Raw genomic sequence first — 15,539 nt, 5'->3', positions numbered from 1 at the left:
CGCGCGCCACCGCTCCAGCGTCAGTATCTTTGCTGCTCATACTATTTCGGTCCTATCTGCCGGGGATCGGGCGGGAGAGTTCGTTGCCGGTGACGCCCGGCGGTGGGCCTGCGGTGTTGTCCGGGACGTTCGGTCGCGGTGCGTTGGCGGAACCACGGATCTGCAATGCCGGGTTGCTGGTGATGCAGTAGTTGTAGAGGCGGGTGCGGGTATCCGCCGTCGGCGTGGTGGGGACGACGGGGATGGTGTCGTATTCGCAGGTCGGACGCGGCCAGGGGTCGACGAGGGTGTGGTACGCGCCGTCGTGTGCCGGGATGCCGATGGCTGCCGCCCCTTCCCGCAGGGCCGGGAAGAGCGCGGCGATGGCGGGGGCGCGGAGTTTGGCGGCCTTGGTGATGGCGACGAAATTGGTCACCAGGTTGGTGATCGGGTCCTCCGTGGCCTGCACGAACCCGCCCAGGGTGGCGAGCTGATCGGGGGCGAGGTCGAGGAACCGGCGCACCTCCTCGTCGGCGGCGGTGAGCTGCTCGAACAGCGCGCCCGCGCCGGTGGTGAGGGTGCTCAGGTCGGGCTGGGCATGCGAAGTGGTCTCGGCGATGACGCCGAGGTTGTCGATGAGCTGACGGGTCTGCGGAAGCAGATCGTTGAGGCCCGCCATGGCGCGGCTGATCCCGGAGATCATATTGCGCATGCGATCCGGGCCGCCGGCCAGTGCCTTGTCGAGTTCGTCCACGATGACGGTGAGCCGCTCCGGGTTCAGCCCGCCGATCAGTCCGCTCATATTCGTCAGTACCGACTGCACCGATACCGGCGTCGAGGTCCGCGCGACATCCACTACCGCACCGTCGCCCAGGTAAGGCCCGGTATCGGCGTCCGGCCGGAAGTCCAGGTACTGCTCCCCCGCCGCCGACAGCCGCCCGACGGCGACGGTGCCACCCACCGGAATCTTTGCCGAGGAGTCGATTTCGGCCACAGCGGCGATACCGGTCTCCGAGACCCGCACCTGGCTGACCCGGCCGACCCTGGTCCCGCGGAAGGTGACGTCGTTGCCCGTCAGCAGCCCGCCGGAGCCACGCAGTTCGACTGTCACCGAGTAGCTGTTGGGCAGCGGGCTGATGCGCAGCACCTCGGCACCGAGATACCAGGACCCGAGCACCAGGATCACCACGAGTCCCAGGTTCGCGACGGCAACGCGACGGCGAACCAGGTAATTCCACAGCGGAATGTTCACCGACCACCGCCCTGCGGTGACGGCGCGGGCATCGGTTGCGGCGGGCTGGTGACCCGGCCGATCACCTTCTGGATCACCTGCGCGAGACTGCCGATGAACGCGGGCACATCACCCAGTTCGGGCAGCCTGCTGCCGCTCGGGTCGGTCAGCGCGCCGACGCTGAGATAGGACACCGTCGCGGCGACCGCAAGCGTCGGGCCCTCCAGGGTGGCATCCAGCGAGGGATAGAGCTGATGGAACCGCTCCAGGGTCTGGCCGAGGTTGTCGCCCATACCGGTGAAACCCGCCATCAGCCGCTGGATGCTGTCGAACAGGCTTACGAAATCCGGTCCGGTCGTCTCGGTGAAATCGCCGAGCGCGGCCATGGTGACCGACACCTTGTTGATCAGTGCGGAGATATCGCGATTGTTCTCGGCGACGAGACCGAGCAGCCCGGGGAAGGTATCGGCGGCCTGGCCCAGTTCGGCCTTGCGCGCGGCGAGCTCACCGGTCAGTACGTTCACTCCGGACAGCACGCTGTCGATATCGCCGGTGCGCGCGTTGAGGGCCGCCAGCACAGCGGTGAGCTCGGTGATCATGTGCGCGAGCTGCGGTGCGCGCCCGCCGAACATCGAATCCATCTGCGCGGTGATCTCGGCAGCCTGATTGAGCCCACCGCCGTTGAGCAGCAGCGATACCGACACCATCAGTTCTTCGACGGAGGCGCCCGCACCGGTGTGCTCGGTGGTGATGACGTCGCCGGCTTGCATCAGCTGGGTGCCGGGCGACGCCGGCGGCAATGTCATCGCGACGAAGATGTCGCCGAGCGGGGTGGCCTGGCGCAGTTCGGCGGTGGTGCCGCGGGGCAGCTTGATGTCGCCGCGGATGAGCATTTCCACATCGGCGATGAAATTGGTGGTGGCGATATCGGTGACGACGCCGATATCGGTGCCGCCGATCTTCACATGCGCGCGGTCGGGCAGATTGAGTGCGTCGCGGAACGCGGCGCGAATCGTGTAGCCGGGGCCGCCGATACCCGGTTCGGGCATCGGCACGCTGTCCACCGTCACTCCGCAGCCGGTCGCCAGCCCCGCGGTGAGGAGCAGGGCGACGGCACCCAGTTTCCTGCGAATCATCACTCTCATTTCGTGAGTCCGAGCAATGCGGCGGTGAGCCCGAAATCGGGACCGAAATCCTGGATCTTGCCGGTGCGGCAACCGTCGGAACGCATCTGCACGCGCTCGCAGAACAGCGACAGCACCTCGCCGTCGAGCACCGCCTTGTCCAACAGTCCGTGTAGCCGCAGGGCCCGGTGCTCGCGGCTGACGGCATTGGAGAAGTTGTCGAAGAACAGCGGTGCCACATCGACCAATTCGGTGAGGCCGCGTGCGTTGGCCCGCATCTGGGCGGTGATGGTGGTGAATCGCTGCAACGCGCCGGCCAGCTGATCGGAATTCTGGCCGACCACGGTCGATGTGTTGTTCACGAAGTCGTTGAGCTGGGTAAGCACCGCCTGCAAACCCGGTGACTGCTCACCCATCAACTGCACCAGTTCGGTGAGCCTGCCGCTGAAATCGCGGACGGTCTGGTCGTTCTGGGCGAGGATCTGGGTGATCTCGTTGAGTTTGATGATGGTGTTGGCGATCTGGTCCTTATTGGCGAAGGACACCTCGAAGGCCGACGACAGCGCATCGAGGGTGGCCCGGAGCCGATCACCATTGCCTTCGAGCAGCGGGAACAGCACCCGGCTCGCCATCGGGCCCTGCGCGTTGTCACCTTTCAATGCGGCGCCGAGCTGATCGAAGTTCTCCAGGATCCGGTCGAGTTCCACCGGCACCCGTGTGCGTTCCAGTGGGATGTGCGCGCCGTCGGTCAGCAGCGGCCCTTCTCCGGAATAGGCGGGCGCCAATTCGACGTGCCGGTTGGTGATGAGCTGTGGCGAGATGAGGGCCGCCATGGCGCTCTCTGGCACCTTGACGCCCTTGTCGATGGACATGGTCACCTGGACATAGCTGCCCTTCGCCGTCACCGTCTCCACACGGCCGACGGGTACGCCGAGGATCGCAACTTCATTGCCCGCGTACAGGCCCGCGACGTTCTCGAAGTCGGCGCTGATCATCAATTGCTCGCCAAGGTATTGGTTGGGCAGCGAGCTGATGCTGTCGGGCAGTAGCGCACACCCGGCGGCCAGCGTCGCGGCAAAACACAGCGCAGCCGTGCGCATGATTGTGCGAATTCTCATGTGCCGCATCCTTCGACGACCTGAGCGAAACAGAGCCAGTTGTCCGGAAGGAACCACGGCGCCCAGACATCGCCGTATGGGCCGTTGCCGAGGGCATTGTTGAACTGGCGCAGGGCGACCGGCATGATCTCGTAGAGCCGATCCAGATTGTCGCGGTTCTTCTCCAGACCTTGGGTCATGGTGTTCAAGTTCTGGATCAGCGGGCCGAGCTGTCCGTTGTTCTCGATGCCCATCTCGCTCAGTAGCGCCGATAGCGCGGCCACATTGTCCAGCAGTTGGCGTAACAGGTTCTGCCGCAAGGACACCGCATTGCCGATCGCTTCGCCTCGGGTCAGCAACAGCAAGACGCTGTTCTGGTTATCGGCCGCCAGCTGCGAGACCTGATCGAGGCCCTTCAGCAGCACATCGACCTCGTCGCGGCGGTCATTGATCACCTTGGCCAGTGCGCCGATACTGTCGAGCGCGGTCACTGCCAGTTCGGGTGACTGGCCCATCTGCTGGTCGAACAGATCCAGCGCCTTGCGCAGCTTTTCCGGATCGATCCGCTCGATGCGTTCGAACGAGGACTTGTATGTCGGATCCTGGATGACCTTGCCGAGGTTGTACGGCACCGAAGTGTTCTCGATGGGAATCCGATTGTCCGGCAGTCCTTTACCATCACCGGGCGTGAGTTCGATATGCAGCCGGCCGAGAATGGTCGACATCTTGATCGCCGCACGGGCATTCGGGCCCAACCGCATATCGCGGCGCACCCGCAGATCGACGACCACCTTGTCGTCGACCAGCTTCACCGCCTGGACCGCGCCGACCTCGATCCCCGACACATCGACCGTCGCACCCGGCCGCAACCCGGCGGCCTGGGCGAATTCGGCCTGAATCGTCTTGTCCGACAGCCGCGCTTCCGACAAAATGCTCGATCCGATCACAAGAAGCCCCACCGCGGCCGCAGCACCGACCCCGAGCCACAGGAAACGATTCGCCGAATACTTCGGCAGTCGTAAACGCGCCATCATCGACACACCTCCGATTGGGAATCTCCGCCGACCTGCGAGAACAGTCCCGGCGGCAGCAGTACGCCCCACAGCGACACATCGAGGCGGCAGATATAGGCATTGGCGTAGGCGCCGTAACTGGTGAAACGGGCCAGACCATTGAGCACATTCGGCAGTTCGATCGCCGCCTGATCGAGCGCGGCACCATTGAGCAGCAGCAATGCCACACCGCTCGTCGCGTCGATCTGTGCCCGGGCCATATCGGGTTTGACCTGGGTGATCAGCCCGACCAGCGCATCGGTGGAGGTCGCCACCTGATCGACCGAACTCTTGAGCGACTCACCCTCCGCATACAGGGCGTCGACCAGTGATCTGGCCTGCGTGATGAGTGTTTCCAGCTCCTTGCTGCGATTGGCCAGCCCGGCGATCACACTGCTCAGATTGGTGATGACCTGGCCGAGGATCTCGTCACGCTGCCCGAACGTGGTGGCGAGTTCGGCCGCCTGGGTGATGAGCGCGCTCAACGACACGCCGTCGCCCTGTAGGGCCTGGATCAGCGTTTCCGACAGTGAGTTCACCTGGTCCGGTTGCAGCACGCTGAACAGCGGCTCGAATCCCGAGAGCAGGGCCGACACGTCGAAGGAGGGTTCGGTGCGCTCCAGCGGAATATGCCCGCCCGCTTCGAGCGCCGTGCCGTCACCCTCGCCGGGGACCAGCGCGATATAGCGTTGGCCGATCAGGTTCTGGTACCGCACCAGCGCTTTGGTCGTGGTGGTCAGTCGCTGCCGGTCCTGGATACGCAATTCCAGGCGGGCCTTGTAGTCCGGTTCGAAGTCGATGTTGTCGACCCTGCCGACTCGGACCCCGGCCATCCGGACATCGTCACCGACACGTACCCCGAGCACATCGGAGAACGTCGCCGAATAGGTGTGGGTCGGGCCGGGGACCGACCGCTGCAACGTCGACCAGATCGTGTACGTCAACACCATCGCCAGCACCGCGAACAGGCTGAACCCGATCAGCGCTTTGCCTGATTTCACGCGTAGACCTCCACAGCTCCACCGGCCAGCAGCGGCGTCAGGAGCAGCAACTGGGCGGCGTTCGGCTTACCTCCGACGATCTCGGCGACTGCCGCGTGCCCACGCACGGTTGCGGTCGGGCGCACAGCGGAGACGCTCGCGTCCGAGACGGGCACCATGCGCCGCGGGCCTACGGGTACGGTTCCCGTTCCGGCCACCCCAGAGGCTGCGGCGCCAGTAGGCGTGTTACCTGCGGAAATCCCCCGATCCGAGCCGGACCGACCGGGCGCAGCAGCAGGCGCGGCGCCATTCGGTACCGTCCTCCCCTCCGCTGCGGTCCCACCGGGCGCGATCGCGCCAGGGGCCGCGGGCGCGGGGGCGGCGGCACCAGGCACCGTGATCCCGGGAATCGCAGGCAGGCCGGGAATGAACGGCAGTCCGGGAATCGCCGGAGTGCCGGGCTGCGCCGGCCCGGGCGCGACGCCGGGTAGCGGATTGATGGCGGGAGCGGGCCCGGCCGAATCCAGCCTGCGCGGCAGCATTTGCGGCGGATACTCCTGCGGTGGCGCTACCTGCGGCACCGTCGGCCCACCGCAGCGCGGCCCGTACATATCGCCATAGCTCGGGCAGTCCTCGGCCGTGTACTGCTGGAACGGAGTGAAGGAGACATCCATCTTCCACACCATCTGTTTGCGCTGGCCGAAGGTGAATACCGACTGCATCTTCTGCAAGGTGGCGTTCAGGTTGGCCGCCGTGGACGGGATGGCATCGGCGTCGCGGGCCAGTGAGCCGAACAGCTCGTCCAGGCCGGGTACGAGTTCCTTGGCCGCATTCGGGTTGCGCGCGAACAGGCTGTTCACCGAATCGACGGCGCCGCCGGCATTGGCGAGCAGCGCGATCAGGTTCTCGCGGCGTTCGGTGAGGGTGCGGGCCGTGGTCACCGACTCCGACAGCACGCCGACCAGTTCCGGGGCCGACTGGCTCAACGCGGTGGTCGCGCGGCCCAGATCGCCTAGCAGTTCCCCGATGCCCTCGATCGAGTGCACCTGGGTGATCCAGTTGTCGAGTCGCTCGATGGTGGACCCGGGGACGCGGGCGCCGGGATCGAGTGCGGCGGAGAAGGTCGCCAGCACCCGGCCCAGCTTTTCGGGCTGGATATTGTCGAGCACATCGCTCAGGACGGTCAGTGTCGTCTGTAGTTGGACGGTGCCCGCGCTGGTGTCCTCGGCGATGGCCGAGCCCTCGTGCAACACTCCGTCGGACGGACCGTTGTCCACCAGTTCGATCGCGGTGACGCCGAACAGGTTGTTCGGGATGACTCGCGCTGTCACATTGTCCGGGATGGTCTCGGCCACCACGGGTTTCAGATCGACGGCCACTTCCTGCCGCTGCCCGGCCGCGACCACGTCGACCGTGCTCACCGCCCCGACCACCATGCCGCGGAACTTCACATCCGCGCGCGCGGGCAGCCCGTCGCCGGTGCTGGTCAAGGTGACGGTGACGGGCACCTTGGACTCGAAGTAGCCGGTGTAGCGCAAGGCCAGCAGACCCAGCAACAACACAATGGTGCCCATGACGGCCAGCCCGGACAGGGTCAGCTGCCGTGCGGTAGGGCCGCGCCCACTCGGATCGAGAATCATCGCCGCCTACCCGGAGATCCGGAATCCGGGGTCGATACCCCAGATAGCGAGGGTCAGGAACAGATTCGCGAACACCATGACGACAATGACCATCTTGATCGCCCGGCCTGCCGCCACGCCGACACCCTCGGGACCGCCGGTGGCGAAATAGCCGTAGTAGCACTGGATGAACGTCGAGAGCATCACGAAAACGATCACCTTGAGCAGGGAGAAGAACACATCGGGACCGATGAGGAATTGGAAGAAGTAGTGGTCATAGGTGCCCGCCGAGGTGCCGCCGAGAAACAGCACCGACAGCTTCGTCGCGAGATAGGCGGTGGCCAGTCCGATGCTGTAGAGCGGGACGATGGTCAGCGTCGCCGCGATCATCCGCGTCGTCACCAGATACGGCAGCGGCCGGATCGCGATGGACTCGAGCGCGTCGATCTCCTCCGAGATCCGCATGGAACCCAATTGCGCGGTGAACCGGCAGCCGGCCTGGATGGCAAAGGCGAGCGTCGCCAGGATGGGGGCGAGCTCACGTGTGGTGGCGAAACCCGAGATCGCGCCGGTCAGCGGCCCCATCGTGAGCAGATTCAGCGCCGTGAACGACTCCATACCGACAGTGATGCCGCCGAAAGCACACAGGATGATCACCACACCGACGGTGCCGCCGCCGACGATCAGCGACCCGTTGCCGAAGCCCACATCTGCGGTCAGCCGCAGCACTTCCTTGCGGTAATGCCGCAGCACGAACGGAATCGCCGCCACCGCCTGGAAGAACGTGATCGCCTGATGGCCGACCCTCTGGTTGGCCTGGATCGGGACCGCGGCCGCCGCGCCCGCCATCCGCACCGGTTTCAGGGCGGGCGGGGTGTAGGAGCTACCCACCTCAGATCACCTTCGTCGGGAACAGGGTGTTGTACAGCTGGGTCAGAATGATGTTGGTGGCGAACAACATCAGCGCCGAACTCACCACGGCGGAGTTCACCGCATCGGCCACACCGCCGGGACCGCCCTTGGCATGCAGTCCGATATCGCAGGCGATGATCGCGGTGAGCGCCCCGAATACGGCGGCCTTCACCAGCGCGACGATCAGGTCGTTGGCCACGGCGAAGGAGGCGAACGAACCGATGAACGACCCCGGCGTACCCGACTGGGCATAGACGTTGAACATGTAGGCAGTCGCGAAACCGACGAAGACGATGAACCCGCACAGCAGCATGCTCACCAGCACCGCGGCCACCAGCCGCGGCGCCACCAGCCTGCGCACCGGGTCGACACCCATCACCATCATGGCGTCGATCTCCTCCCTGATGGTGCGGGAGCCGAGATCGGCGCAGATGGCCGAACCGACCGCGCCCGCGATCATCAACGAGGTGACCAGCGGCGCGCCCTGCCGAATGATGCCCAAACCGGCGACAGCACCGATAAAGGTGGTGGCGCCGACCTGGTTGACCAGCGCACCCACCTGGATCGACACCACCACCGCGATCGGGATGGCGACGAACACCGTCGGGGCGGCGGACACATTGGCCATGAACGCGCACTGCTTGATGAATTCCTGGAACGGGAAGCGGCGCGCGAATATGGCGCGGAAGGTTTCCAGGATCGCGTCACGGCCGAGAGTCACCTGACGACCGAGCGTTTCCAGCGAACGCTGCGGATGGCGTTTCCACAGACCCCTGACATCGGCGACCGCCTTCTCCAGGTCGGTCTGCTGCGAAGGCTTTTCGATGGTGGTCATCGGCTATCCGATCCCTGCCGCGGTGACGTCACCGCTGAGATGGTGCTGGAGTTCCACCAGCCCGTACCCCACCACCGCGACACCGGCGGCCACGGTGCTGAGCACCGCAAGCCACAGACCGAAGCGCAGAATCGGGTTCACTTTCATCCGCCCGCCGAGGACCTTGACGCCGATCACCAAGATGTCGATGAGCCACACCAGGATCATCATCAGGTCATGCACACATTCGCGAAGGTGAGCACTGGCCAGCACACGATCGAGCCGAGAAACGAGATGACGACGTCGATTCCGTGCATATCGCGCAGATGGCTGGTGTGTGTCAGCGTCCAGATGACACCGATCAAGCCGTATGGAATGCCGAGAATGATGAGCGTCCCGATGAATTCGGAGACCTTCATCTCGTAGCTGAATATTCGATCCAGCCTCTTGAGCATCGCCTAGTCCTTTCCTACGCCGGCCGACCCCGTCCGGCGCACGATCCCCGCCGCCGTGCGCACCGCTGCGTGCCGTCTGCCCGGCGCGCCTCCCAACCGGTCCGGCTGGATCGGTATGTTACGCACCATTCCGCTCAAGAAGGAAGACATTCGGCAAGATCCCATCCGCCAGTGGCGGGATTAACCAGACCAGCCAGGCGATACGTGACAGATGCGCGTGCATAAGTTATCGACAGTTCGCTGACCAAAGCACCCTTGCCAGGAAGAATCTTCAGTAACATACTGGGCTCAGTGCACACCCGAAGCCAGGGTCCTCCGGACCACAGGTAAGAGAACGGAAGTACGCCGATGACCGCCGCCGCGCGACCCTTTGAGCAGGACGATCTGCCGTCGCTGACCACCGAGCAGACTCGCATCCCCATCGGCACCGAGCATCGGCCGTTCACCAAGCGCCCGCTCGCGCTGACCGATGCCCTGGATTTCTGGAGCTTCGGCGGCGCCGCGGCCAATGTCGTCATGCAGATGGCGCGTCCAGGTGTCGGCTATGGAGTGGCCGAGAGCCGGGTGGAATCCGGTGCACTCATGGTTCATCCGTGGAAGCGAGCCCGGACCACCACGCAATACCTGGCCGTGTCGATTCTCGGAACACAGGAAGAGATCGACGCCTTCCGTGAGGCGGTCAATGTCGCGCATCGCCAGGTGCGTTCTGGACCCGACAGCAAGGTCACATACAACGCCTTCAACCGCGACTTGCAGCTCTGGGTGGCCGCCTGCCTGTTCATCGGCTTCGAGGACACCTATCAACTGCTCAACGGCAAGATGACCGATGAGCAGGCCGAGCAGTTCTATCAGACCTCATCGACGCTGGCCACGGGCCTGCAGGTGACCAGGGAGATGTGGCCGGCCACCCGCAAGGATTTCGACGCGTACTGGAACGATCTGGCCCGCCAGGCCGTGCTCGACGACTTCGTCCGCGGCTATCTCGAGGATCTGCTGAACCTGCGAATGATCCACTGGTACATGCGGATCCCGTTCCGCGGGCTGTTGAGATTCCTGACCATCGGGTTTCTCGCGCCCTACTTCCGCGAGCAGCTGCGGGTGGAGTGGACCGCCGCCGATCAGCGGCGGTTCGACCACCTTTTCCTGTTCGTCGGTTTCGTCAACCGGTTCATACCGCGATTCCTGCGGTTCGGTGGGTCGTATGCGCTGATGACGGATCTGCGCAGGCGGATGCGTAAGCAGAAGAACCTGATCTGATCCTCACGGGCACAATGCGTTGCCGAGCATCTCGACCACGTCCGGTGCCGGATTCGGCGAGCTGGTGAGGGTGAAGGTGATCGCGCGGCCGTCGGCGGTGGCGGCAGACATATTGTGGAAGCCGACGATGCCACCGCTGTGCCCGAAATACTTGGTACCGCACGGCAGTGTGCCGGTCTCGAGTGCGGTCCCGTACGACTCATCACTGCGACGGCCGGTCGGCACGGGATCGTTCATCATCTGCGCGGTTTCCGCCGGGTCGAGCACCTCACCATTGACCAGCCCCAGGTAGAAGCGGTTGAGGTCGGCGCCGGTGGAGACCATCGCGCCCGCCGCCCACGGCACCGAAGGCTCGATCCACGAGACATCCGTCAGCTTGCCGTCCAGCTCTCTGTAGCCCTTGGGATGCGGTGCGCGAATCTCGTATTCGCGCGGACCGGGCAGGTAGGTGTCGGCGAGGTGCAGCGGTTCGAGGACGCGGCGGTTCAGCTCGTCGGTATAGGTGTTCCCGGTAACCTTCTCCACCAGCATTCCGGCGACGATGTAGTTCGTATTGCTGTACGCCCAGTTGGTACCCGGTTCGAAATCGGCAGGCCTGCTCAGCGCGAGCGCCATCAACTCATCGGGCGTGGCGGTTTTCCCCTCCTGCGCCATCAGGTATTCGTAGCCCGGGTGGTCTTTGGTGAAATTCGGCAGCCCGCTCTGGTGTCGCAACACCTGACGGACAGTGATCCGATTGCCATCGATACCCTCGCCGCGCAGCACGCCGGGCAGATACTTCTCGACCGGCTCATCCAGTCCGACCTTGCCCTCGGCGACCAGGTGCAGGATGACCACGGCGGCGAACGTCTTACTGATGCTGCCGACGCGCACATGCTGCGGCGTATCGGTCGGAATCCACTTCCCGGCATCCCGATCGGCGACACCACTGGTCAGCACCACGGTCTGACCGTTCTCGGTGATGGTCGCGATCGCCCCCACCGCACCCGCGGCAACCACCTGCTCGAGATCGGCCTGCACAGCCGCCAGCCGATCCGCCGACACCTCTGCCGCCGCGGAGTCGGCTTCGGTCGAACAGCCAAGGGTGACCGCGAGCGCGGATACAACCAGAGGAATTGTCAGCAGGCGCATATCCGCGACGGTACGGACGACCCCGACCGCACCACATCCGGGACAACCCTGATCTTGATGCTGAGATACCGAACCTGCTGGGGGTCTTGGTTACTGCGCTATCGCGCCGGTATCAACCTCTCGGCAGGACAGGAAATCCATGTGACGTTCTTGCCGTCCGGCCGACGATGGTCGATATGGAAGATTGAGAAAACTGCGCAGAATCCTTCTCATCGACCGGCTCGTCGCGCGACGATGGGGTATGGCCACGCGCGCGTCCACATCCACCGGTTCCTCCGACCCCAACGCCGCAGACGGCACGCGGACCGGGCTGCGGACCTGCCCCCTCTGCGAAGCAGTCTGTGGGCTGGAGCTGACCCTCGACCGGAACGACCAGGTCCTCTCGGTCCGCGGCGACCGGCAGGACCCCTTCAGCGCGGGCTTTCTCTGTCCGAAGGGCGCCAGCCTCGGCACACTCGACGCCGACCCCGACCGCCTGACCGAGCCGATGATCCGGGACCGCGCCACCGGCGACTGGAGCACCGCGTCATGGGATGACGCCCTCGACCTGATCGCCGAACGATTTCCGGCAGTGACGGCCGAGCACGGCAACCAATCGGCCGCGCTGTACCTCGGCAACCCGAATGCACACAGCGTGGCCGGCGCGCTGTACGTCCCGGCGCTGATCCGCGGTCTCGGCACCAAGAATCTGTATTCGGCGAGTACGGCCGATCAGATGCCGAAACAGGTCTCCTGCGGGCTGATGTTCGGCGACCCGCTCACCATCCCCGTCCCCGACCTCGACCGCACCGACTACTTGCTGATGCTCGGGGCGAACCCGTTGGAATCGAACGGGTCGATCTGCACCGCGCCGGATTTCCCCGGCCGATTGAAGGCGTTGCGGGCGCGTGGTGGACGCCTCGTCGTGGTCGATCCGCGACGCACCCGCACGGCCGACGCTGCCGACGAGCACCTGTTCATCCGGCCGGGCAGCGATGCCTACCTGTTGTTCGGGATAGTGCACACCTTGTTCGCCGAGAGCCTCGTGCAGGTGCGCGTTGACGTGCGCGGCCTCGACGAAGTGCGCACCGCCGCCGCCGATTTCGCACCCGAGTCGGTCGAGCGCCGCACCGGGGTGCCCGCCGAGACGGTGGTCCGGCTCGCCCGTGAACTCGCCGCCGCGCCCACCGCCGCCGTGTATGCGCGCATCGGCACCTGCACAACCGAGTTCGGGACGGTGACCCAGTGGCTCGTCGACGTGATCAATACGCTCACCGGGAACCTGGACTCTCCTGGCGGGGCCATGTTCGCCGCGGGCGCGGCGCTCGGCATCGTGCGCAGCAAACCATTCCGCACCGGCCGCTGGACCAGCCGGGTACGCGACCTTCCGGAGGTCATGGGCGAATTCCCCGTGGCGACCCTCGCCGATGAAATCACCACACCGGGCGCGGGCCAGGTCCGGGCATTGATCACCGTCGCGGGCAATCCGGTGTTGTCCGCACCGAACGGCGCCCGCCTCGACGCGGCATTCGCCGACCTCGACTTCATGGTGAGTGTGGACTGCTACGTGAACGAGACCACACGCCATGCCGATGTGATCCTGCCGCCACCGCGTCCGCTGCAATCACCGCATTACGACTTCGCGCTGTTGCAGTTCGCGGTCCGCAATTACGCACGGTATTCGCGGCCGCTGCTGCCCTTGGGTGAGCGTCCTTCGGAGGCGGCTGTCATCGCCCGGCTCGCGGCAGCGGTCATCGGTGGCGCGCACCGTGGCGCCGATGGGCGCGACGCGCTCAGCGCATTCGACGAGTTCGTCATCGCGGGAACCCTGCACAAGGCCGGACTCGCCGAGCGCAGACCCGAGCTGTCGGGTGCGAATACGACCGAACAACGCATCGACATGATGCTGCGCCTGGGCCCCTACGGCGCGTGGAACGGCGGTCACCTGAGTGTGACGACGCTGCTGGACAACCCGCACGGCATCGACCTCGGGCCCCTGCGGCCGCGGCTGCCCGAGGTGCTGCGCACCGAATCACGCTGTGTCGAACTCGCGCCACCGCAGTTGCTCGCCGATGTCGACCGGCTGCGCTCCGGGACTGCCACGGCCGCGCCGGAGATGGCGCTGATCGGCCGCCGCCATCTGCGTTCCAACAACAGTTGGATGCACAACATGCCGCGCCTGGTGAGTGGCACCAATCGCTGCACTCTGCACATCCATCCCAGTGACGTCGATCGTCTCGGCCTCGGTGACTGTGCGGTGGTGAAGTCGGCAGCCGGCGAACTCACCGTGGATCTGGAACCGACCGAGGCGATCATGCCGGGCGTGGTCAGCCTGCCGCACGGCTGGGGGCATAACGTCGGTGGTCAGCGGGTGGCGCGAGAGCATGCCGGAGTGAACACCAATGTGCTCACCGACGACACGATTGTCGACGTTCCGTCTGGGAATGCGGTGTTCAACGGTGTGCCGGTGTCGGTGTCCCCGGCATAAGTGGTGCACAGGTGATGGGGCTGGGTCGATGAAGAGAAATAGTTGATGGTTTCAGTGTTGCTCCCGATGGGCACACCTCACTGTCGACCCGGGGCGTTCATCGTCGATACCAAGCGGCTACCACCACATGCCGAAACACTGGGTTCACGGGAATCCGTCACATCCATTGACGGGACCCCGGTTGCGCTAATGCGAGGGATGCCACATCGAAGTTGTTCCTGCACAGAGAAATACGTTCGCGCTGGTCATCACAGGAAAGCCGCATCCGCAGACCCGAGAATTGACTGAGCCGTTCCCAGGATTGTCATGATTGGCATGGAATCGGGTATATCCGTTATGTTTCGCACGGCACTGGCTGTGCTGTCATCTGTGTTCGGTACACGATGACATCCCCATGATCTGGATAGCAGGAGCGGCAACGATGGCCAAGAGATTCACCGATGCGGAAAAAGCCAGGGCGGTCAAGAAGGTGGAAAAGGCCCGCGCCGAAGGAAAGTCGTTGAACGCGGCGTGTGAGGAAGTCGTGCAGAAGGCGGGCTGGCCGTCGGTGGGCGCGCTGACCAACTGGGTGAAGGCAGCGGAAGCGGCGAGCAGCACGGCACCGGCCGAAGAGGTCGCCGCCCCTGCCCCCGCCGAGCAGGCTCCGGCCCCTGCCACCGAGCGGCGCGTTGTGAAGAAGCCGCGGAAGGCGCGGGCGGCCACCGCACGCAAGCAGGCGGTATCGGCCAACGGTTCGTCTCCCGAGAAGAACGGCGCGCCTGCGCCTGAGGCCACCCCGGCCGTCGCAACTCTGGTGGCGGACACCGAGCCAGTGGCGACCGTCGACAGCGTCACTGTGGCCGCCGAGGCCCCCGCCGCCCAGGACAAGCCTGCCGCCGAACTCGTTGCGGTCTCGAAGGCAGCGCCTGCCGTCACCGCGGTCGCGGACCCGGAATTCGGCCACCGCACCTCCGACGACCTCGCCATCGAGGTCCGCCGCCTCCGCATGGCGCTGGAAGAGCTGCACGGCGAAAACCGCGCGCTCAAGGACCTGGTGGGGATCTACGTGCGCCGGTAATCCCCGGACTGTCCCCGGCAGACGCCCTGCGCGCCCGCCGGGGATTTCTCTCCGGGTAGGTCGGCCGTCGAATCATTGCCGATCGCCGAATCTGCGCGCACGTTCAGTGCGGCGGACCCACCCGCGTCGCCGACGCCCCGAACTCAGTTGGCTTCGGCCGCCATCGCTCGAACGAGGGAGGCGGGGCGCATGTCGAGCCAGTGGGTTTCGACATAGTCGAGGCAGGCTTTGCGGGGCGAGGGGCCGTGGGCGATGGTCCAGCCGCCGGGGACAGTGGCGAAGGTGGGCCACATGGAGTGTTCGCCTTCGTCGTTGATGAGGACGTAGAACTGGGCGTTGTCGTCGTCGAACGGGTTGGTCATGA

Annotated in this window: 15 protein-coding genes; 3 read left to right on the top strand and 12 right to left on the bottom strand. The window is 65.3% G+C overall.

Translation table 11 applies throughout. The annotated features are described in order from the left end of the window. Nucleotides 1–52: 52 nt before the first annotated feature. From ACFXNW_RS26880 to ACFXNW_RS26835, 10 genes are read right to left on the bottom strand one after another with little or no spacing between them, the layout of a single operon-like run. Complete coding sequence (locus ACFXNW_RS26880; protein WP_379420565.1) at nt 53–1,231, bottom strand: MCE family protein; 1,179 nt, start codon at nt 1,229–1,231, stop codon at nt 53–55. After that, nucleotides 1,228–2,346, bottom strand: a complete 1,119-nt coding sequence (locus ACFXNW_RS26875; protein ID WP_379420564.1) for an MCE family protein — start codon at nt 2,344–2,346, stop codon at nt 1,228–1,230. The genes ACFXNW_RS26880 and ACFXNW_RS26875 overlap by 4 nt, the downstream gene beginning before the upstream one ends. A 5-nt stretch (nt 2,347–2,351) precedes the next feature. After that, nucleotides 2,352–3,452, bottom strand: coding sequence for an MCE family protein (locus ACFXNW_RS26870; RefSeq protein ID WP_379420563.1), 1,101 nt, complete (start codon nt 3,450–3,452; stop codon nt 2,352–2,354). Then, nucleotides 3,449–4,462 (bottom strand): MCE family protein, encoded by a 1,014-nt coding sequence (locus ACFXNW_RS26865; protein WP_379420615.1) that lies wholly within the window; start codon nt 4,460–4,462, stop codon nt 3,449–3,451. The genes ACFXNW_RS26870 and ACFXNW_RS26865 overlap by 4 nt, the downstream gene beginning before the upstream one ends. Then, nucleotides 4,462–5,484, bottom strand: coding sequence for an MCE family protein (locus ACFXNW_RS26860; protein ID WP_379420562.1), 1,023 nt, complete (start codon nt 5,482–5,484; stop codon nt 4,462–4,464). The genes ACFXNW_RS26865 and ACFXNW_RS26860 overlap by 1 nt, the downstream gene beginning before the upstream one ends. Then, nucleotides 5,481–7,103, bottom strand: a complete 1,623-nt coding sequence (locus ACFXNW_RS26855; RefSeq protein WP_379420561.1) for an MCE family protein — start codon at nt 7,101–7,103, stop codon at nt 5,481–5,483. The genes ACFXNW_RS26860 and ACFXNW_RS26855 overlap by 4 nt, the downstream gene beginning before the upstream one ends. A 6-nt stretch (nt 7,104–7,109) precedes the next feature. Further along, complete coding sequence (locus ACFXNW_RS26850; RefSeq protein ID WP_379420560.1) at nt 7,110–7,973, bottom strand: ABC transporter permease; 864 nt, start codon at nt 7,971–7,973, stop codon at nt 7,110–7,112. 1 nt (nt 7,974) lies between these two features. After that, on the bottom strand, nt 7,975–8,829 hold the full coding sequence (locus ACFXNW_RS26845) for an MlaE family ABC transporter permease (RefSeq protein WP_379420559.1): 855 nt from the start codon (nt 8,827–8,829) through the stop codon (nt 7,975–7,977). A gap of 3 nt (nt 8,830–8,832) precedes the next feature. Beyond that, nucleotides 8,833–9,039: a hypothetical protein gene (locus tag ACFXNW_RS26840; RefSeq protein WP_379420558.1), complete on the bottom strand. Its 207-nt coding sequence runs from the start codon at nt 9,037–9,039 to the stop codon at nt 8,833–8,835. Beyond that, nucleotides 9,039–9,263, bottom strand: coding sequence for a hypothetical protein (locus ACFXNW_RS26835; RefSeq protein WP_379420557.1), 225 nt, complete (start codon nt 9,261–9,263; stop codon nt 9,039–9,041). The genes ACFXNW_RS26840 and ACFXNW_RS26835 overlap by 1 nt, the downstream gene beginning before the upstream one ends. 348 nt (nt 9,264–9,611) lie before the next feature. On the opposite strand from ACFXNW_RS26835, the gene ACFXNW_RS26830 reads away from it, so the two are divergent. Further along, nucleotides 9,612–10,520 carry an oxygenase MpaB family protein gene (locus ACFXNW_RS26830; RefSeq protein ID WP_379420556.1) on the top strand — a complete coding sequence of 303 codons (909 nt, stop codon included), beginning with the start codon at nt 9,612–9,614 and terminating at the stop codon, nt 10,518–10,520. Nucleotides 10,521–10,523: 3 nt separating this feature from the next. Here ACFXNW_RS26830 and ACFXNW_RS26825 read toward each other — a convergent pair whose 3' ends face one another. Further along, a complete protein-coding gene (locus ACFXNW_RS26825; protein ID WP_379420555.1) occupies nt 10,524–11,651 on the bottom strand; it encodes a serine hydrolase domain-containing protein in 1,128 nt (375 codons plus the stop codon). 241 nt (nt 11,652–11,892) lie between these two features. Between ACFXNW_RS26825 and ACFXNW_RS26820 the strand changes: the two genes are divergently transcribed. Beyond that, entirely contained in the window at nt 11,893–14,118 is a 2,226-nt protein-coding gene (locus ACFXNW_RS26820; RefSeq protein ID WP_379420554.1) for a molybdopterin-dependent oxidoreductase, read from the top strand. A gap of 421 nt (nt 14,119–14,539) precedes the next feature. Beyond that, complete coding sequence (locus ACFXNW_RS26815) at nt 14,540–15,175, top strand: hypothetical protein (protein WP_379420553.1); 636 nt, start codon at nt 14,540–14,542, stop codon at nt 15,173–15,175. A 143-nt stretch (nt 15,176–15,318) separates the two neighbouring features. Here the strand turns inward: ACFXNW_RS26815 and ACFXNW_RS26810 are convergent, their stop codons facing one another. Next, the gene (locus tag ACFXNW_RS26810) at nt 15,319–15,537 is read right to left on the bottom strand and encodes an MbtH family protein (protein ID WP_379420552.1); all 219 of its coding nucleotides are present in this window, start codon (nt 15,535–15,537) and stop codon (nt 15,319–15,321) included. Nucleotides 15,538–15,539: the final 2 nt, after the last annotated feature.

The organism is Nocardia sp. NPDC059180 (assembly GCF_042754945.1).
Taxonomy (GTDB): Bacteria; Actinomycetota; Actinomycetes; order Mycobacteriales; family Mycobacteriaceae; genus Nocardia.
Note: the sequence above shows the minus strand (reverse complement) of the source record. Positions and strands in the feature narration are given on the sequence as shown.

Bases quoted from the DNA above. Each gene is read 5' to 3' on its own strand.
- ACFXNW_RS26875 (WP_379420564.1), bottom strand. From the start codon at position 2,346: ATGATTCGCAGGAAACTGGGTGCCGTCGCCCTGCTCCTCACCGCGGGG.
- ACFXNW_RS26870 (WP_379420563.1), bottom strand. From the start codon at position 3,452: ATGAGAATTCGCACAATCATGCGCACGGCTGCGCTGTGTTTTGCCGCG.
- ACFXNW_RS26865 (WP_379420615.1), bottom strand. From the start codon at position 4,462: ATGGCGCGTTTACGACTGCCGAAGTATTCGGCGAATCGTTTCCTGTGG.
- ACFXNW_RS26855 (WP_379420561.1), bottom strand. From the start codon at position 7,103: ATGATTCTCGATCCGAGTGGGCGCGGCCCTACCGCACGGCAGCTGACC.
- ACFXNW_RS26845 (WP_379420559.1), bottom strand. From the start codon at position 8,829: ATGACCACCATCGAAAAGCCTTCGCAGCAGACCGACCTGGAGAAGGCG.
- ACFXNW_RS26840 (WP_379420558.1), bottom strand. From the start codon at position 9,039: ATGATGATCCTGGTGTGGCTCATCGACATCTTGGTGATCGGCGTCAAG.
- ACFXNW_RS26835 (WP_379420557.1), bottom strand. From the start codon at position 9,263: ATGCTCAAGAGGCTGGATCGAATATTCAGCTACGAGATGAAGGTCTCC.
- ACFXNW_RS26830 (WP_379420556.1), top strand. From the start codon at position 9,612: ATGACCGCCGCCGCGCGACCCTTTGAGCAGGACGATCTGCCGTCGCTG.
- ACFXNW_RS26825 (WP_379420555.1), bottom strand. From the start codon at position 11,651: ATGCGCCTGCTGACAATTCCTCTGGTTGTATCCGCGCTCGCGGTCACC.
- ACFXNW_RS26820 (WP_379420554.1), top strand. From the start codon at position 11,893: ATGGCCACGCGCGCGTCCACATCCACCGGTTCCTCCGACCCCAACGCC.
- ACFXNW_RS26815 (WP_379420553.1), top strand. From the start codon at position 14,540: ATGGCCAAGAGATTCACCGATGCGGAAAAAGCCAGGGCGGTCAAGAAG.
- ACFXNW_RS26810 (WP_379420552.1), bottom strand. From the start codon at position 15,537: ATGACCAACCCGTTCGACGACGACAACGCCCAGTTCTACGTCCTCATC.